Source organism: Paenibacillus sp. GCM10027627 (genome assembly GCF_042675505.1).
Taxonomy (GTDB): domain Bacteria; phylum Bacillota; class Bacilli; order Paenibacillales; family Paenibacillaceae; genus Pristimantibacillus.
On record NZ_JBHTHB010000001.1, the window covers coordinates 203,673 to 221,037 of the forward strand.

Annotated in this window: 18 protein-coding genes; 11 read left to right on the plus strand and 7 right to left on the minus strand. The window is 46.2% G+C overall.

Annotation, left to right across the window (positions count from 1 at the left end; translation table 11 throughout):
* Positions 1-24: 24 nt before the first annotated feature.
* The 3 genes from ACFQZE_RS00875 (at position 25) to ACFQZE_RS00885 (ending at position 5,251) form a co-directional block, all read left to right on the plus strand.
* The gene (locus ACFQZE_RS00875; RefSeq protein ID WP_379352675.1) at positions 25-1,812 is read left to right on the plus strand and encodes a sensor histidine kinase; all 1,788 of its coding nucleotides are present in this window, start codon (positions 25-27) and stop codon (positions 1,810-1,812) included.
* A 38-nt stretch (positions 1,813-1,850) separates the two neighbouring features.
* Positions 1,851-3,458, plus strand: coding sequence for a response regulator transcription factor (locus ACFQZE_RS00880; protein WP_379352678.1), 1,608 nt, complete (start codon positions 1,851-1,853; stop codon positions 3,456-3,458).
* Between the two features lie 113 nt (positions 3,459-3,571).
* Positions 3,572-5,251: a type 2 periplasmic-binding domain-containing protein gene (locus ACFQZE_RS00885; RefSeq protein WP_379352680.1), complete on the plus strand. Its 1,680-nt coding sequence runs from the start codon at positions 3,572-3,574 to the stop codon at positions 5,249-5,251.
* Between the two features lie 85 nt (positions 5,252-5,336).
* On the opposite strand, the gene ACFQZE_RS00890 is transcribed toward ACFQZE_RS00885, so the two are convergent.
* The 3 genes from ACFQZE_RS00890 to ACFQZE_RS00900 all read right to left on the minus strand — a co-directional run bounded on the left by ACFQZE_RS00890 (position 5,337) and on the right by ACFQZE_RS00900 (position 7,335).
* On the minus strand, positions 5,337-6,143 hold the full coding sequence (locus ACFQZE_RS00890) for an SDR family NAD(P)-dependent oxidoreductase (RefSeq protein ID WP_379352682.1): 807 nt from the start codon (positions 6,141-6,143) through the stop codon (positions 5,337-5,339).
* 131 nt (positions 6,144-6,274) lie between these two features.
* Complete coding sequence (locus ACFQZE_RS00895) at positions 6,275-6,610, minus strand: ArsR/SmtB family transcription factor (protein WP_379352684.1); 336 nt, start codon at positions 6,608-6,610, stop codon at positions 6,275-6,277.
* 305 nt (positions 6,611-6,915) lie between these two features.
* Positions 6,916-7,335 (minus strand): SgcJ/EcaC family oxidoreductase, encoded by a 420-nt coding sequence (locus tag ACFQZE_RS00900; protein ID WP_379352686.1) that lies wholly within the window; start codon positions 7,333-7,335, stop codon positions 6,916-6,918.
* 115 nt (positions 7,336-7,450) lie between these two features.
* Between ACFQZE_RS00900 and ACFQZE_RS00905 the strand changes: the two genes are divergently transcribed.
* From ACFQZE_RS00905 to ACFQZE_RS00925, 5 genes are all read left to right on the plus strand, one after another.
* Complete coding sequence (locus ACFQZE_RS00905) at positions 7,451-8,332, plus strand: LysR family transcriptional regulator (protein WP_379352688.1); 882 nt, start codon at positions 7,451-7,453, stop codon at positions 8,330-8,332.
* A gap of 112 nt (positions 8,333-8,444) precedes the next feature.
* A complete protein-coding gene (locus ACFQZE_RS00910) occupies positions 8,445-8,798 on the plus strand; it encodes an ArsR/SmtB family transcription factor (RefSeq protein WP_379352691.1) in 354 nt (117 codons plus the stop codon).
* A 36-nt stretch (positions 8,799-8,834) separates the two neighbouring features.
* Positions 8,835-9,323, plus strand: a complete 489-nt coding sequence (locus ACFQZE_RS00915; protein ID WP_379352693.1) for an SRPBCC domain-containing protein — start codon at positions 8,835-8,837, stop codon at positions 9,321-9,323.
* Between the two features lie 54 nt (positions 9,324-9,377).
* Positions 9,378-10,172, plus strand: a complete 795-nt coding sequence (locus ACFQZE_RS00920) for an alpha/beta fold hydrolase (RefSeq protein WP_379352696.1) — start codon at positions 9,378-9,380, stop codon at positions 10,170-10,172.
* Between the two features lie 348 nt (positions 10,173-10,520).
* Positions 10,521-10,748 (plus strand): hypothetical protein, encoded by a 228-nt coding sequence (locus ACFQZE_RS00925; RefSeq protein WP_379352698.1) that lies wholly within the window; start codon positions 10,521-10,523, stop codon positions 10,746-10,748.
* 120 nt (positions 10,749-10,868) lie between these two features.
* Here the strand turns inward: ACFQZE_RS00925 and ACFQZE_RS00930 are convergent, their stop codons facing one another.
* Both ACFQZE_RS00930 and ACFQZE_RS00935 read right to left on the minus strand, forming a co-directional pair.
* On the minus strand, positions 10,869-11,435 hold the full coding sequence (locus ACFQZE_RS00930) for a winged helix-turn-helix transcriptional regulator (protein WP_379352700.1): 567 nt from the start codon (positions 11,433-11,435) through the stop codon (positions 10,869-10,871).
* Entirely contained in the window at positions 11,432-11,794 is a 363-nt protein-coding gene (locus ACFQZE_RS00935) for a VOC family protein (RefSeq protein WP_379352702.1), read from the minus strand. The genes ACFQZE_RS00930 and ACFQZE_RS00935 overlap by 4 nt, the downstream gene beginning before the upstream one ends.
* A 421-nt stretch (positions 11,795-12,215) precedes the next feature.
* On the opposite strand from ACFQZE_RS00935, the gene ACFQZE_RS00940 reads away from it, so the two are divergent.
* Complete coding sequence (locus ACFQZE_RS00940) at positions 12,216-13,538, plus strand: MATE family efflux transporter (RefSeq protein ID WP_379352704.1); 1,323 nt, start codon at positions 12,216-12,218, stop codon at positions 13,536-13,538.
* Between the two features lie 290 nt (positions 13,539-13,828).
* On the opposite strand, the gene ACFQZE_RS00945 is transcribed toward ACFQZE_RS00940, so the two are convergent.
* Positions 13,829-14,605 carry an arylamine N-acetyltransferase family protein gene (locus ACFQZE_RS00945; protein WP_379352706.1) on the minus strand — a complete coding sequence of 259 codons (777 nt, stop codon included), beginning with the start codon at positions 14,603-14,605 and terminating at the stop codon, positions 13,829-13,831.
* A gap of 20 nt (positions 14,606-14,625) precedes the next feature.
* Positions 14,626-15,573, minus strand: a complete 948-nt coding sequence (locus ACFQZE_RS00950; protein WP_379352708.1) for a DMT family transporter — start codon at positions 15,571-15,573, stop codon at positions 14,626-14,628.
* 143 nt (positions 15,574-15,716) lie between these two features.
* On the opposite strand from ACFQZE_RS00950, the gene ACFQZE_RS00955 reads away from it, so the two are divergent.
* Both ACFQZE_RS00955 and ACFQZE_RS00960 read left to right on the plus strand, forming a co-directional pair.
* Entirely contained in the window at positions 15,717-17,063 is a 1,347-nt protein-coding gene (locus tag ACFQZE_RS00955; protein WP_379352710.1) for an aminotransferase-like domain-containing protein, read from the plus strand.
* A gap of 95 nt (positions 17,064-17,158) precedes the next feature.
* A complete protein-coding gene (locus ACFQZE_RS00960; RefSeq protein WP_379352712.1) occupies positions 17,159-17,302 on the plus strand; it encodes an RAxF-45 family protein in 144 nt (47 codons plus the stop codon).
* Positions 17,303-17,365 lie beyond the last annotated feature (63 nt).

The following is a 17,365-nucleotide window of genomic DNA, read 5'->3' on the forward strand; positions in this document are numbered from 1 at the left end:
AAGGAAAATGCGGAGGGATTGCGTATGAAGCTAGGCAGAAGCATAAGCATAGCCAAGAGGAAATGGGGCTCCAAGCTAAGTCTTTTTGCCAAAATAAACGGTTTGCTCATCTTATTGTTTATCCCGGTTATTCTTTTTTTCACTTATTCCAACGATGTTTCGTCTAGCGTCATCGATAAGGAGCTGAAGGCGTCGAACATTAAGCAGCTTTCGTTTCTGTCGAGCCAAATCGAGTCGCGCGTCAATCAGACGATGGACTTTGTGGTGACGTTTTCCAAGGACCCGAACGTACGCAAATTTAACGGGTTGAACATTTGGGACGACATGTACGACCGGATGCAAACCAAATATATTATTCAGGAAAAAATGATGCTGCAATCCGGGGTAATGGGCATTTGGCCGGTGCAATTTACGGTCTATTCACAGCTTAATCAAGAGGCGATTTCCAATTCCAAAACGAATCCCGTTTATGATGAAAACTATTTAAAACGGAACGTGACCGGCGGATGGGTGTACGGAGATGGAGAAGCGGTCACTATGGAGGCGCCAAAGTCGTTTCACTGGCTATACACCGATTCATTCGGCAGACAGGATTCGCTCAAAGGCAGCAACCTCGTCGTCCAAGCGACCTTCAAACACGAAAATATTCAAAACATGCTCGATACTTATAAAGCTGGCGGAAAAGGCGAACCCTTGTTTTATTTAGCGGGGGCAGACCCGATATTGAACCGAAACGCCGACGAGTCGCTTATTCGGGAGCTTGTCCGCATGCTGGACGGCAAAGAGCTCGGCGATACGATGCAGGAAGTCGTGAAGCTGGGCGGCAAACGTTATTTGGTCAGTTCCGTAAAATCGGTGACCCTCGGCTGGCATTTGGTCGATATCGTGCCGCTTGATGAAATACTGGGGCCGATTTCGTTTAGCCGAAACCTGTTTTATGCAGCGATCGTGCTGCTTTTTGCTGTAGGGATCTCAGCCTCCGTCTTGATTTACCGCAATGTGCAGCGTCCGATCCGCAAGCTCATTAACGGACTGCAAAGCGTACAGCGAGGCGACTTCTCTGTTCGAATGAACGCCAACGTCAACAACGAATTTGCGTTTTTGTTTTACCGGTTCAACGATATGTCGAAGCAAATCGAGCAGTTGATCGAAAACGTGCTGGAAGAAAAGCTGCAAGCAAAAGAAGCGACGCTTAAGCAGCTGCAAGCGCAGATCAATCCTCATTTTTTATACAACTGCATCGGGTATATGATTAATATGGCTCAAATGAAAGACGAGGAAGCCGTTGTGTCGATGGGGCATAATTTGAGCGCTTATTACCGCTATATGACTAGACTGGAGAGGCCAACGGCCTCCTTAAACGAGGAAGTTCAATTGATCGTCAATTATTTGGATATCCAAAAGCTGCGCAACGGACGGATTCATTATTACATCGATATTCCCGAAGAAATGCTAAGACAGCAGGTGCCGCGCTTGATGCTACAGCCTATTGTAGAAAACGCCGTCATTCATGGGGTCGGGAAAACGTATTCCTCCGGCGAAATTCGGATACGAGGCGAGATGTCGGGCGGCTTTTGCAAGCTGTATGTTGATGATGACGGGCCCGGTATGACAGACGAGGGACTGGCTGAGCTGAACCGTAAAATGAAGCAGCCGCTGCGCGAAGATATGGGTTACGGCTTTTGGAATACGAATCAGCGGATCATTCATCTTTTCGGGGAGAAATCGAGGCTTTCTTTTGCAAAATCAGAACTTGGGGGCCTCAGAACCGAGCTGGTATGGGAGCTTCCGACCGGAGAAACGCCGCGCTAACCTAACAATCAATAACAATCATGAAGGGGAACAAGCCTATGCAAATGATCATCGTTGACGACGAGGCCCACTGGGTCGACAATTTATCTTCGACCAAGCCTTGGCATACGCTCGGCATTGAGCAGGTTCATAAAGCGTATTCGGCTCAGGAGGCGCTGCGCATTTTGGAAACACATCCAATCGATATTATCATTTCGGATGTGCTTATGCCAGAAATGACGGGAATCGAGCTGATGGAAAAAATACGGGAGCGCGACAAAAAAATCAAATGTATCATTTTGTCGGGCTACTCCGATTTTGAATATACGAAGGAGGCCCTTCGCCATCAAGCGGTCGATTATTTGCTGAAGCCGCCAACGGATCAAGAGCTGCTGGGTTCCGTTCAGTCCGCGATTGGGCAATTGAAGGATGAATGGGGAAAAATAAGCTCCTATGAGCGGATCGAACATATTTTGCGCGAAAATATGCCGCTTATGCGGAGCCAGCTTTTGCTCAGCGCTTTAAAAGGAGAACGTTTTTCGGAGGAAGAATGGGACCGCAAGCTGGAAGATTACAACCTGCCGATCAGGTTTGGGGAAGGCGCGCTTATGCTCCTCCGAATGGAGGAAGAGTTTGATTTGTTCCGCAACAAAGGGCAGCATTTGATGGAATATGCCATTATGAATATCGCGGAGGAGCTGTTCAGCGACTTTGCTTTTGTATGGAGCGCCAAGGAGGAGCATGGTTATTTGGCCTTTTTGCTGCAATTTAAAGAGGAGCTTCTATCCGGCGAGAAGGAAACAAAGCTGGAGAAAGCGGCCATGCATTTGCAAGCGAAGGTGAAGCAATATTTGCACGGCTCGCTTTCGATTGTCACCACGGAACCGTTCCAGTTCCCGGAACAGCTTTCAGAGCGCTATCGCCATGCGCTGGCTTACTTCAGACAAATTGTCGGGGATGAACGGGAATTTGTTATCCGGGCGGGCGAGCTGGAAAGCAGCGTTTCCCAAGGCGTGCTGGACGCCATTCATGCGCCGCCTAGCTTAAAAAGCTTACTGGAAGCGGGGCGCTGGGAGTCTGCAGAAGAGAAACTTAACGAAGTGTTTGCGGAGCTTGACGGCAAATGGTCGGATTCTTGGGAACACTGTTTGGAAACGGGCTACACGATTGCCTCCTCCTTCACCCATTATTGCCACCGCAACGGCCATACTTTGGAAGGCGTATTAGGCCAAGATATGGAGCTGCTGCGAACGGGGGAAGTGTTTGCTTCCATTGGCAAGCTTCGAAGCTGGTCGTTTGACGTGCTTGGCAGGCTGAAGGAAAAAGCGTCGGACGAAGTGAAAGACATCCGTTCCGTTTACGTTCGGAAAATTCAAAGTTTCGTGGAGGCCAACCTGCATCTGGACGTTTCGCTGCGCGCACTGGCGGATCATGTCAACCTTCATCCAACGCATCTTTCCAAGCTGTACAAGATTGAAACGGGAGAAGGGGTCAGCGATTTTGTATCGCGGCTTAGAATGGAGACGGCTTGCCATTTGCTCCGGTCGACGGACAAAAAAGTGTATGAAATTAGCGCGGAAATCGGCTATTTGGATCCGGCTTATTTTATAAAAGTGTTCAAACGGCAATTTGGACAAACGCCGCAGGAGTACCGGGAAGGCATATGACAACAACATGACAGAGTCCTATGGAAACTGAAATAATCCTATAGAACACCTCCGCTCGTGTTGGTAAAGTAGCAGGTGTAACCACATCTTGCACAGCAGGGGGAGAAACGAAAATGGGTAAAATGAAAAAGCTTTGGCTGCCTCTAATTGCTTTGATGCTGATCGTTTCGGCATGCAGCAACGGCGGCAACAACAAAGGTGCAGAGCCGTCGGCAAGTGCCGGCGCTACAGACTCGGGTAAATCCGCAGCCGACGCCGCTTTTGAAAAAGGGAAATACGATCCGCCGATTGATATTAGCACGGTCATTATGCCTAAGGAATATACAAAGGGCGAAACAAAAGAAAACAACGTCCACGACCGCTGGATGCTGGAAACGCTTGGCTTGAAACACAAGGATACTTGGTATCCGGCAGGCTCCGACCAATATAAACAGCAGCTTCAGCTTGCTCTTACATCTGGAGAGAAGCTTCCCGACTTCGTCATGGTTCCAACTGACGCGGTATTGACGAACCAATTGATCGACTCCGGTCAATTTATGCCGATTGAAGAACTGTTCAACAAATACGCAAGCCCGATCTGGAAAGAGCATGCAGAGAAAAATCCAGAGCTTTGGTACCCGTTCACGAAGGACGGAAAGAAGTGGAACTTGCCGATTCTTGAATACACAGACAACGACGACACGATACTGTGGCTTCGTGAAGACTGGATGAAAAAGCTCAACCTTCAGGCTCCAAAAACGATTGCAGAACTAGAAGTGATCATGGACAAGTTTAAAAACGAAAACCCGGACGGACTGGCGCCAAAAGACGTTTATCCGCTGGCGATTTCTTTGAAAAACAACACAAACACTTGGATGGGCGGCCTTGACTGGCTGTTCGGCGCTTACGGCTCCGTTCAAGAGCAATGGAACAAAGACGAAAGCGGCAACTTGGAATACGGCTCCGTAAATACGGGTGCGAAGCAAGCGCTCGCTAAGTTGCAAGAGTGGATGCAAAAAGGCTACATTCACCCGGACTCCGCCCTGTGGGACGAAGGAAAATCGGCTGAGCTTTGGACAAAAGGCAACGCAGGTGTACTTCCTGGCGCAAACTGGGTACCTGACTGGCCGGCTCCAGACCTAATCAAAAACGTTCCGGGCTCCGAATATAAAGCGTATCCAGTTCCTGCGGGACCGGATGGAAAAATCGGAACGAAATGGCAAAACTCCGGCGTTAACAGCAGCTTTATGATCAACAAGGATGCTAAACATCCAGAAGCGATCATTCTTTATTACAACTACTTGCTTGAAAACTTGGCTAACCCGGCTGTAGGCAGCAAATACGAGCACGGTTTTGCACAGGGCTATGACTGGGATATTATTGACGGCAAGCCGACAAACGACAAAGAAAAAATTAAAGACTTCTTCGATAAATTCCCGTACATCACAGGCCCTGCGCGTGTTCCAAGCCTATACATGGATACACTCGTGAAGCTGGCAAACGGTGAAAAAGCGGAAACGCCTTACGAGAAGCAAATGGAAACGTTCCGTAAACCGGAAAACTGGTATGCAGCGAAAGTGGTTATGGATCAAATCGATATCCGCAAACAAAACTACTTTACTGGCGCCGCTACACCAACGATGATTGCAAAATGGAACCTGCTCCGCCAATCTGAGCTGGAAACGTTCAACAAAATCATTTACAACAAGCTTCCCGTCGACGCGTTCGACACATTCGTAACGAACTGGAAAGCGAACGGCGGCGATCAAGTGACTAAAGAAGTAAATGAATGGTACCAATCTGTTTCGAAGTAATGGCTCGCGCATCGTAAGACTATAGTGTGAAGTTGTGAAAAACTCCGTCTCTTACCAAGGAAGAGGCGGAGTTTTTTTGTTATGTTCAACCTTCTATTTCCGTTTTGAATGACAGCGGCTGCTCAAGCACTCGTCGGGTAATGGAGGTAACGAGTTTTCTAGGGAAAAAGCGCGGAGCTTGAGTGAACAACCAATTTTGAATACCGGGCACAACGACGGTTTTTCCACCCATGAGCGCGTCAAAACCAATTCGTGCCACTTTAGCTGGGTCCATGACGGCATCGGGGTCGGACACTTTTTGGCGATCCATTTGAGCCGACTTGAAAAAGGCGGTGCTTGTCGCTCCAGGACATAGTGCGGTAACCTGAACGCCAGTTCCTTGCAGTTCATTGGCGGCAGCTTCTGTAAGCGAGAGAACAAATGCTTTGGAGGCAGAATAGTTGGCACTCAGAGGGCATGGATAAAAGGAGGTAGTCGAGCCGATATTCAAAATATGACCATTCTTGCGTTTGATCATATCCGGCAGGAAAAGCATCATCAGGTGGGAAAGCGAAGTGACGTTTAGTTGAAGCATGTTCAATTCCAAGGCTGGATTTTGTTGATGCAAATAACCGAATGAGCCGATGCCTGCGTTGTTAACTAACACGTCGACTTCGATTCCCCTTCGTTTTACCGCTTCAAAAAGTTGCTGGGGACCGCTGCTGTGCGCTAAATCGACCGGAACGGAAAGAGTGGATGCGCCATAACGCTCTTTTAATTGCTGCTCAACTTCAAGCAGCTTGCTTTCATTGCGCGAGGCCAAGACAACCTGGTAACCCTCGTTTGCAAAAATGTCAGTAAACGCTCTGCCAATTCCACCTGATGCCCCGGTTATAAGTGCCGTCTTCATCATTTGATTCCTCCAAATAAATATATTTTAAATAACCAAATAACTAATTATATGGTTATTTAATTCAAAATGAAGGCCGCCATCATGGAGTCTATTTGGGATGGCGACCCTGACTGGCATGCGCCTTTACCGAATTAAGATTTAAGCGCAACAATTTGCTCAGTCGTTTCGATAAACTGCTTTAACTGTGCGACGGAATCTTCAATGTCGAGACTGTAATAAACTTCGGTGCCGGATTTTTGCGAAGTGAGCAGTCCCGCTTGCCGTAAAATTTTTAGATGGTGAGAGATAGCTGATCTAGACATAGGCGATTGATCGGTAATTTGGGCGACGTTCAGCTCTTCGTGTTTCGTAAGCATCATTATAATGTCTTGCCGAACGGGATCGGCAAGAGCGAGAAATAGAGCGCTGCTGCTTCGCAGCTGCTGATGGACTTTCAATTCCAATTGAGTGGTGGCCTTATTATTCACATGTATCTTCTCCATAATATTTAAATGACTAAATGTTTGGTTATTTAGTTGTATTTTAAATCGTATTCCTCTTTTTGTCAATCCGATGCAAGAGGTGTGATTTTTTTCTTGATAGAAGTTTTAGTCATCAAAGAGAAAAAACGTTATAGGCTCCATATCCCACGGTGAACATTAGTCTATAAAAAAGCGGTAGTCTTGGACGATCATTTCTCATTCAAAGCTACCGCTTTTATTATTAAGCCAATTTAGTCCCCTTTGGAAGTCTTCAATGCTTATGCTTCACATGAGTCTCCGAGGTTTGCTAGTTAGAAAGATTTTAGAAGAGTATTTTGTCCTGCTGCCAGTTTCCAAACATTCGTTTCCTTAACCATGACGTAGATCGCTATGCTTTGCTGCCCTCCATCGATTCGTTTACCATCGGAAGTTGTTGAATGCTGACGGACATGAACGACGGCGGCATCGGAGTTAATGAACGAGATGCTGTCAACCGTATATTTGCTAAAAGAATTAATTAGTGGCCCTGCCAAGACGATTTTATGAACTTTATTTATTTCATCCCAACCGGACAACTTTTCACCCATTACATTCACCCATGTAGCATTTTGTGTGAAATGGCTGTCCAGCGCATCCGCATCATGCCGATTAAAAGCTGTCTCCATTCCCTCAACTACATATTTGATAAGCTCGCGGTCTTGCTCCATTGATTCATGTTTATTGTGTACCACAGTAATTCCTCCCTTAATTGCTTTGATAATTCTGATCCTATAACATATGATCAATAATATCTAATACATCATTTTCATGAGTATCATGCTAAATCGTATATAAATGGAGGGAACTATGGATACTGTGCATTTGTCTTACTTTCGGACGATCGCTAGAATTCAACATATGACTAAAGCAGCCGAAGAACTGCAAATTTCTCAACCCGCATTAAGCAAAATCATCTCTCGTCTAGAGGAAGATATGGGTACCCCTCTCTTTGATCGACAGGGAAGAAATATAAGATTAAACATGTTTGGGAAAGCGTATCTGCGGAAGGTGGAAATGGCACTAAACGCATTGGAGGATGGAAAAAAAGAAGTTCAAGAGCTTTCAGGGTTGCATTCAGGCAGCGTTCACTTAGCGGTGACGAGCGTCGAGCTTCTATCTAGACCGCTTGCCGACTTTCTATCCCAATATCCAAAAACCGATTTTCGTATAACACAAGTTTCTATGATGGAACTGGAGCCTCTCCTGCTGAGTGGGGAAGTGGATATCTGTCTCACTGCGTTACCTGCACAAAATACAGGAATATGTTCTTCTCCTGTTTTGGAGGAGCAAGTCTTTCTTGCTGTCCCTCCAAGCCATCGATACGGGGAGCGAGAGAGTATCTCTTTGGCAGAGGCTGCAACTGAAGCTTTTATTGGTTACAATGAGGGGCAATTTTATCAACCACTGAACGATCTCTATTTTGGAGAGGTTGGAATTTATCCTAACTATATATGCAGGGTCAATGAGCCTACTGCTATTGCGAGTCTTGTTCGGGCCGGGGTTGGTGTCGCTCTTGTAGGCGAGTGCGGACGAAGTGCTAATTCTCCACTCCCTTTATTAAAGATTCATGATCACAGCACGAAACGTCATTATAAGTTCATTTGGCTCGAATCCCGATATTTATCTGTTGCGGCTAGAAAATTTATGGATTACATTACGGAATTTTTCCAAAATTCTAGTCATCATTAGTAAATCTATCCTTGTGAATCAATGAGAAAGTCAGATCCCAAAAGAGGAATATGGAAAAATTTATTGTAAATATACGTTGACATGTATATACGTTTAAATGTATATTTGGAGCATGAACACATTAACTATGCAAATGACCTTGTTTACGATGTCGGAACCGAGCCGATTCAACATTGTGGAACTGCTGAAGTCGGGGCCGAAGTCGGTAGGGCAAATCGTTCAAGCGCTCAATATCGGGCAGCCGCAAGTGTCTCGTCACTTGCGCATCTTGAGCGAAGCGGGTTTGGTCGGCGTACGCCATCATGCTCAGCAGCGGATTTACAGCTTAGAGGCCCAGCCTTTCCGAGAAATCGACGCTTGGCTCGATTCGTTCAGCAAGCTATGGGATGAAAGGCTGGATCAGTTTGAAAGCTATATGCTCGACTATCAAAAAGGGGAGGAGCAGCAAGAGCAGAAGAAGCCATAATCGCAGCTTTATTTTGGAAGGATGGAGGACGCCGGCATGATTGGGAAAACAACAATTGAAAAAAACCGCGAGAAGCGGGAATTGACGGTTGAGCGTATCGTCGCCTTGCCTCGCAAGCTCGCCTGGGAAGGTTGGACCAAGCCGGTTCATGTTGCCCGCTGGTGGGGGCCCAAGCAATGGACGGCCACCATCTATGAAATGGATGTTCGCCCTGGTGGTATTTGGCGCTACAGCTTGTCTCCTGAAGGCGGCAAGGAGGATGCTTTTGGCATAGCGGAATATCGTGAAGTGTCCCAGCCAAGTCGGCTGGAATATATGGACATGTTTGCGGATCATCGCTGGAACGTAGTAGAAGGAAGCGATATGCTGACGGCTGTGACGTTTGAGGAGGTAACGGGCGGAACCAAGCTCTCCATTGTTACCCGTTTCGCTACCGTCGATAAGCTGGAGGAAGCAGAAGCGATTGGGATGATCGAAGGATATTCGGATGCGCTGGAACGGCTGGAAACGGCATTTATGAATTAGTTAAACGAACACAGAAAACAAATGATGAAAAAAATATTAGGAGGAAGATGACTGATGGAAAAAGTGATTTCAAAGGACGGTACTACAATTGCATTTGATAAAATAGGGAATGGACCGGTTTTAATTATTGTGGCTTCGGCATTAGCTGATCGGCAAGGTGCGGCACAGCTGGCAAACCGATTGTCGGAGCGCTTCACCGTCATTAATTATGACCGTCGCGGACGTGGAGACAGCTCTGATCAAAGCCCGTACGCTGTAGCGCGCGAGGTGGAAGATATTGAAGTCCTCATTGATGCAAATGGCGGAAGCTCTGCTTTATTTGGAAGCTCCTCCGGAGCAGCGCTCGCTTTGGAGGCTGCAAATTTATTAGGCGAGAAAGTATCCAGAATGTTCCTTTACGAGCCTCCGTTCATTGTAAATGACGATCGGCCGCCTGTTCCGACGGAGTATGTCGCGCATTTGAACCAATTGATTAGTGAAGGGAAGCGGAGCGAAGCGGTTGAATATTTTATGACTGCGGCGGCTGGGGTGCCTGAGGAGTTTGTTGGTTTTATGAAAGCCGATCCTTCTTGGGGAGGAATGGAAGCTTTAGCGCATACGTTGCCATACGATGGTACTGTGATGGGGACTACTCAGCAGGGCAATCCTTTGCCGTCCGACAAGTGGAGCATTAACGTTCCGGTTGCCGTTATCGCCGGCGAAAACAGCGGCGCCTTTTTCCATGCGGCGGCCAAGGAAGTAAGCTCAATTTTGCCGAAGGGTGAATATAGCGTGTTGCCCGGTCAAGATCATGCGGCCGCTGTTATGGCCCCGGATGAGTTGGCGGCGGCGATTGTTGGATTGATTTAAGGAGTTGCTCTACACGAGTTTTAAATTGTTCTGTAAAATAAGATTCGTATGACTTCTCGAAAATTAGTGATTCAGATGACCGATTCTTAACTTATTGAATAAAGCGCAAGTACGGATGGCTTGTATGCCATTTCGGCTTGCGCTTTTAGTTTGAATCAACACGGATCGTTAGCTTTCATTTAGGAATTGAAACTCAACTTCGCTTCAACCGTAACAAGATTGATAACCGTGTTAACGAAGGAAATGACTTTGATAGGAACTAAGAGAATTTTGAATTTATTAGAATGAGATTCTATTGAGGTTTTACTATTTAAGAGTTAAGACTTTTTATGAAGGAGTTATAGCTAGATGCAAACAAAGGTTGATTTTTCCTTATTAATTCTTCCTTTTGTTATTTATGGGATTTTGGGTATTAAATATCCTGATCTAATGTTTAAAACTTCAGGGATCAATAATTTAAAGAAGAAGCCTACCAAAAGTCAATTGAAACGATCTTTAATCAGTGCATACCTAACCTTAATTTCAGGGCTAGTATTGTTAATCCTTATTTTCGCTGGAGTATTTAAGGGGATATAGCTTTTTTCTGATCTTAAAAATAATTGAGGAAAGTTGTGCTTGAATAACTGTGACGGTAATGTCTCAAGCCTTCCATAAAAAACATAAGAGTCCATGATCCTCATCATGGACTTTTGCTTTTTAGAGCAAAGAAGCCAAATCCGCAGCCAAACTGCGAATCGGCTTTTGCGTCTGGCCGGTCAGACTGTACAAAAAGGTAGGGCGAGGCTGTTCGGTCATCAGCTTGCGAATGAGGCCATCTTGATTAAATTCATCAAGCCGCATGGACAGCATGCGCGGCGTCACTCCGTCCAGCATCCGGCGAATGTCTCCGAAATGACCATACTCATAGCCAACAGTCATAAGCACAGGAAGACTCCACGCTTTAGCGGACAAAGCTCCATATTCCAACTGGGCTTCTGCATGTTGTATAGCAATGGCCATTTCCCGCCAAAGCTTGCCTTGATCGGTTAGCTTATACTCTGGCAATAACGGATGCCGCCGCTCATATGGCGAAAGATGATGGATAATACCGCGCTCGACTAAGTTCTTTAAATTTTCGCTAAGCCGTGTGGGCGCAATGCCAAGTTGATTTTGTAAAGGGGTGAAACGTCCGCCACTCGCCTCAAGCCCGAGCAAAATCGGAATCGTCCAACGCCCCGATAGTTGTTGTGTCGCCCCAATGACTAACGATTCGGTGTTGCTCACAATGGAATCAACGACTCCGATAACATGTAGTTGTGTCCGTCAGGATCGACAAATGTCGCGAGCTTAACCATGCCCGGCACCTCTTCAATTTCTCCAACGAACGAAACGCCTTTTGCAGACAAATCTTGAACGGCCTTTTCAATATTTGCGACTTCAAAAACGGAAGAAGAGGTGGAAGGGATAACTCTTTCTGACTGCGAAAAGCCTATGGTACAATCTTTAGTGTTTGTACCGACAATAACCATGCCGCCTTCTACATCATGAAACACTAGCTCAAATTGGAGTTTTTCTGTAAAAAAAGCAATGGAGCGGTCCAAATCGGCGACATCGTACCAAATCGTGAATCCTGGTTTATACATAGCTCATTCCTCCTTTGTACTACCGTTAGTATACTAGGTATACTTTCGGTAGTAAAGAAAATTTTCCATGCCCTTCCTCACAAGGAGTCTCGAACGTCGTCCATTTTCCCGTCTATTTAAATGTGGTATCTGTTTAAATTTTATAGACGGGTATGAGAAAAAAGTTTACTCTACTTAAATTTGCTCAAATGCTTGAAAACGCCGCTCCTATTCGCCATAATGAAAGAAGACAAACTTATATTACAAATATTCGTCCGATTCTATTGTTAATAGATCGGGCTTTCTTTATAGAGTCGAAAATGCGAGACGAAACATTCAGTCACAAAAATAGAAAAGAAGTGATGATACGGTGAGTGAGACAGGGGAAACCATGGGGCAAAAGAGCCGATCTTTACTAAACAAGCATTTTTCGGGAAGCTCGATGGATTACAAGCAAATTTTCGCGATCATTATTCCGATTTTTGTAGACTCGGCGTTTATCGTATTGATGGCGATTTTGAACACGGCGATGATCAGCTCATCCGGTGTCGCCGCTGTCAGTGCGGTCAGTATGGTGGATTCGATCAATATTTTTGTTCTTAATTTGTTTGCCGCCATTGCGACAGGCGGAACCGTTATAGTCGCGCAGTACAAAGGCAGCGGCAATACGGAGATGGTGCCGAAGGCTGCGGCTCAAGCCATATCGACTGTAACTTTAATATCGGTCGTCATTAGCGCTATCGTTCTTATTTTTCATACATCCGTTCTCGGAATGTTGTTTGGCAATGCGGACGCCGACGTACTGGACAATGCTTCCATCTTCTTGATCGGCAGCACCATTTCGTATCCGTTTCTCGCAGTCTACTTTGCTATAACAGGTGTGCTTCGAGGAGTCGCCGAAACAAAAGCCACTCTTATGTTGTCGCTCATTTTGAATATTTCATATTTTTTGCTGAACGTTATTTTAGTCAAAGGATTTGACATGGGCGTTGTCGGATTGTCTATCTCCCTCATTGCTGCTCGTGTCATTGGATTAATCGTTTCGGTTGTCTATTTGCTCAAATTTAACCACAGCTTTCGAATCAAGCTAAGCCACATGTTCCACGTCAATGTTTCCTTATTGAAAAAAATTATGTTCATCGGGCTTCCGTTTGCTGCGGAACAAATGTTTTTTAACGGGGGCAAGCTGCTGACGCAAACGTTTATCGTACAGCTCGGAACACTTGCTATTACGGTTAACGCCATTGCCGGATCGATCTCGATGCTCCTGCAAATTGGCGGCAATGCGCTTAGTACAGCAATTGTAACGGTAGTAGGGATAAGCATTGGCCGAAAAAATGTAGAGGATGCGAGGAAATTTATTAAATCGTTTATGAACCTTTCCTCTCTATTTTTCGTGTTTATTTCAGGGCTCGTCCTGTTGTTATTCCCGCTCATTGTGGGACTGTACGCCCCTCCAGATGAAATTATCCCATCGATCTTTTGGCTAGTCTTGCTTATTTCTGCGGCCCAGCCGATTCTTTGGTCGTTCAGCTTTATACTCCCGTCTGCGCTTCGGGCGGCGGGCGATTCCAAGTTCACATCGGTTACTTCCTTGCTTACGATGTGGCTGCTCCGAATTTTCCTGGGCTACTTCCTTGCTATTACGCTGGGGTATGGCATTATGGGGGTATGGATTGCGATGATCGCGGAATGGGCAGTACGCGGAGTGTTCTTCTATTGGCGCTACAAAGGGGACAAATGGTACCAGCATAAGTTGGTCTAAGCAAAAAATGAAAGAAGCCGTCCTTTCATATGATCGCAATGTTCCACCACGCGACTCATTTTGAAAGGAGCGGCTTCTTTTTACCTTTTACAAGGCCAAAACAGACGAAGTAGGAAATAGGGTGGAGAAGCGGAGCGTTCGCCTTTGTATTCGGATTCCGACCATTGAAAATTGTTCAAGGAATCTGGATACAACAGCGATCGGAGCCCTATTTCCTACGTAGTTTGTTTTGGTTATTTGTAAAAATTTCTGTTAAAGTTTTTGCAACAGCGTTCTGAAAATGCCTCCGCTTATTTTATAAAATGCTCCTCCTTAAGCCGTTCAAACTGCTCCTTGTCCACCTGCTCTTTCGTCATGACGCCATTCTCCCAGCGTGTAAACGTCGTATCGGTTAACGATAGGCTGCCCGTATCGGTAAGCTTGCTCAGCAGCGGCTTTTTATTAAAAGTAGAATCGGGATGCTCTACAATAATAGTCTGGATCTCGTCGAAATCGACCACGTCTGTAATCGGTCTATCGGAATAAAACGCGTAGCCTTTCCGAAACTGCTGATCCTTGTGCTTCAGCCTCAGTTCTAACACGTAGTTGCCGGCCTCTCCCGATTCCTTGCCAATACGAAACTCGCCATTGCTTGAGGAGACCGTCTCTCCGTCTAGCGGTACGGGTTTCATCGGCAGATTGCCTCCAAAACCGGAATCGACGATATAGCGGGATGATCCATGGGTTAGCAAAATCGTAGCATGCGTTCGTCCAAACGTATAATAATCTCCGGCTTCAAGGTTGTACACGACAGCTCTAGTCAATACAACATCAAATCCGTTATCGACCAGAAACAAATAAAGCAGCGAGTTGATCTCGTAGCAGAGCCCGCCCTCCCTACGATTCAATATTTTTTCCGTCAGATCCTCCCCAGTGATGGGAGCTGTTTCCCCAGAAATGACACGTATATTTTCAAAAGGAATCGTTTTGGCTGCCAGCTCAAGTACCGTGTCCAGCCGTTCAAACGTCAGTTTTTCGTCCAAAGGAAATCCAATTCGTTCACGAAACAATCGATTTAAATTATTCATGGCAAAATGCCTCCCGTTGTTTAGATTTCTACCTGTTGGTAGGATGAGCTTTTGGACGCCGCTTTTGGCTTGGCGGTTCGATTGGTGCCGATGACACCGATAATAATAAGCGCCGATCCGGCTATCGCATACCAAGTGATGTCCTCATTTAAAAAGATCGCTCCTGCGGCTATCGAAACAACCGTAGCCAAATTGGAATAAACGCTTACTTTTGACGCTGGAAGTTTTGACAAGGAATAATTGGACGTCATCGCCGTCACGAGAGAGGACAAAATCCCCAAATAAAGAATAGAGGCGATGAAGGTGCCGCTTGCGAGCGGTGCCCACAGCTCTGACAACGTTCCGGCAGCCGCATGACCTGTGACCGACACCGTGCCGAAGACGGCAAAGCCGATGCCAAGCATCAAATACGTAATTTCCGAAGGTCGGTAAGATTTCAATAGCGACTTAGCGAGAACGCTGTATCCCGACATGGACAGGGTCGATAAAAACAGCAGCGAAATCCCTAACATGTTCGACATAGCGATTCCGCTTCCTTTCATGACGAAAATAAAAACGACCCCAGTAACGGAAAGCAGAATAGAAAACTTTTGAACCGTGCTCGTTTTTTCCTTAATAAAAATAGCGGCGAGCAGCGTCGTCAGTACTGGGGCCGTGGCAAGCAGGATGCCTCCTTCGGAAGAAGTGGCATGCTCTAGTCCAAACGTTTGAAAAGTAAAAAAGGCGAGAGGATACATGGTGGCGAGCAGCATCATTTTCCAAATTGGCTTGCCCCGGTATTGAAGCCGGATTTTGCCTAATAGAACCGGTATCGACATAACGGCAAATGCTGCGGCGAAACGGTATGCAAGCGTATCGATAGGACCGGAATGCTGAAGCGCTATTTTCGTAAATAGAAATGAGAGACCAATAATAACGGCGTTGAGGATGGCACTGGAGTAGGCCAGCTTGATTTCATTTTTGATCATGACGGTCATTTCCTTTCGATGTAAAAGTTTGTTATTGCCAGAATAAAGCCGATTCAACATTGTCACAATCGCCAAATCGCAAAACTGTATCGATACAGTTCACGGCATCATCTATAATAGAGGGTAAAGCGAGGGGATTGGCCTTGAAAAAATATATGGACATTTTAACTGCCGTGGAATTGAAAATAGCGGAAGGCCATTATCGAGCAGGGCAAAAGCTGCCTTCTGTCCGCAGCGCCGCCACAGAGTATGGATGCAGTGTCAGCACGGTAATCCGTGCTTATTCGGAGCTAGAGAAACGCCATACGATCTATTCCGTTGCGCAAAGCGGCTATTATGTCGTCGGAAAGGAACAGAAGCGGGATGACTCCAACGATTCTCCTATCATTGACTTTGCTTCGGTGCTGCCCGATGTAGAATTGTTCCCTTATCTCGATTTCCAGCATTGCTTGAACAAAGCGATTGATATTTACAAGCATCAACTGTTTGCTTACGGCGAACCGATGGGGCTGCTGAAGCTTCGTCAAACGTTGTCTTCCCATTTGGGCGGGGATCAAGTGTTTACGGGTGCGGATCGGATCGCCATTGTTTCTGGCGGACATCAGGCGCTTGAGATTTTGGCCAAAATGCCCTTTCCAAACGGGAAAAAAAACGTGTTGGTGGAGCAGCCGAGCTACGATCTATATTTGCGGTTTTTGGAGAGGGAGGGAATTCCGGTTCGCGGAATCGCCCGCACCGCGCAAGGAATTGATTTGAAGGAGCTTGAGCAGCAATTTAAAGGGGCCGACATTAAGTTTTTTTATACGATGCCGCGATACCACAATCCGCTTGGCACCTCATACAGTCCAGAGATTAGAAAAGCGATTGCCCGATTGGCCGCTAAATACGATGTGTATGTCGTCGAAGACGATTATATGGCCGATTTAGGCGAAATGCAGGGATACGAGCCCATCTATTCGTATGACCTTGCATTCCGCGTCATTTATGTAAAAAGCTTTTCGAAAATTATATTCCCGGGCTTGCGACTTGGCGCCGTTGTATTGCCCGAGCCTCTCATTTCTGCTTTTAAGCAGCACAAAATCATTTCGGATACTTCCTTATTGTCGCAGGCCGCTTTGGAAGTGTATATCAAAAACGGGATGTACGAGCGCCATCGTATTAAAATTAGCAGCCATTATGCCGAAAAAATCGCCGCCTTAAACGAAGCTGTTGGCATATACAACACTGCGAATCGAGTCCGGCTTTCCGATGTTTGCTCCGGCATTTATGTGCAGTTCAAGCTGCCGCAAAACGTCAATTTGGAGCGGCTGATGGTTCGGCTTGAGGGGCGCGGCATTCGGGCTGTGTCTGGGAAAGGTTTTTATTTGACCGGTTATTTGGAGCGTGAAAAGTTTTTGCGAATAAGCATATCCCGTGCGGGCCTTTCTTCCATTGAAGAAGGAGTGAAAGCGATCATTGAGGAAACGGAGCGCGAACTGCCTCTACCTTAACGGACCGTTAGATTTGGGTATTTTCGGAAAGCCCATTGTCATTCCCATTTTATCTATGGTATAGTGAACGCATTATGGAAAAGGAGGTGAGGTAGGTGAATCACGAATGGGTGAACAACCCTATTAGCCGGCTACCGATGGCAATGGCTGGCATTACGCATACATTTTTCGCGAACGGGATCAGTCTGTCCATTTTTGACTATACGTTTCAACCATTCGCGAGAAGACGCCTACCTTAGCCGATACGGATTGCAGTAACGGAATCTGAAGGGTCGCGGGCTTGTTGTCGCGGCCCTTTTTTT

Coding starts and splice junctions, on each gene's coding strand:
- ACFQZE_RS00875 (WP_379352675.1), top strand. CDS start 25: ATGAAGCTAGGCAGAAGCATAAGCATAGCCAAGAGGAAATGGGGCTCC.
- ACFQZE_RS00880 (WP_379352678.1), top strand. CDS start 1,851: ATGCAAATGATCATCGTTGACGACGAGGCCCACTGGGTCGACAATTTA.
- ACFQZE_RS00910 (WP_379352691.1), top strand. CDS start 8,445: ATGAACACATTAACTATGCAAATGACCTTGTTTACGATGTCGGAACCG.
- ACFQZE_RS00915 (WP_379352693.1), top strand. CDS start 8,835: ATGATTGGGAAAACAACAATTGAAAAAAACCGCGAGAAGCGGGAATTG.
- ACFQZE_RS00905 (WP_379352688.1), top strand. CDS start 7,451: ATGGATACTGTGCATTTGTCTTACTTTCGGACGATCGCTAGAATTCAA.
- ACFQZE_RS00920 (WP_379352696.1), top strand. CDS start 9,378: ATGGAAAAAGTGATTTCAAAGGACGGTACTACAATTGCATTTGATAAA.
- ACFQZE_RS00885 (WP_379352680.1), top strand. CDS start 3,572: ATGGGTAAAATGAAAAAGCTTTGGCTGCCTCTAATTGCTTTGATGCTG.
- ACFQZE_RS00950 (WP_379352708.1), bottom strand. CDS start 15,573: ATGATCAAAAATGAAATCAAGCTGGCCTACTCCAGTGCCATCCTCAAC.
- ACFQZE_RS00940 (WP_379352704.1), top strand. CDS start 12,216: ATGGATTACAAGCAAATTTTCGCGATCATTATTCCGATTTTTGTAGAC.
- ACFQZE_RS00925 (WP_379352698.1), top strand. CDS start 10,521: ATGCAAACAAAGGTTGATTTTTCCTTATTAATTCTTCCTTTTGTTATT.
- ACFQZE_RS00890 (WP_379352682.1), bottom strand. CDS start 6,143: ATGATGAAGACGGCACTTATAACCGGGGCATCAGGTGGAATTGGCAGA.
- ACFQZE_RS00945 (WP_379352706.1), bottom strand. CDS start 14,605: ATGAATAATTTAAATCGATTGTTTCGTGAACGAATTGGATTTCCTTTG.
- ACFQZE_RS00935 (WP_379352702.1), bottom strand. CDS start 11,794: ATGTATAAACCAGGATTCACGATTTGGTACGATGTCGCCGATTTGGAC.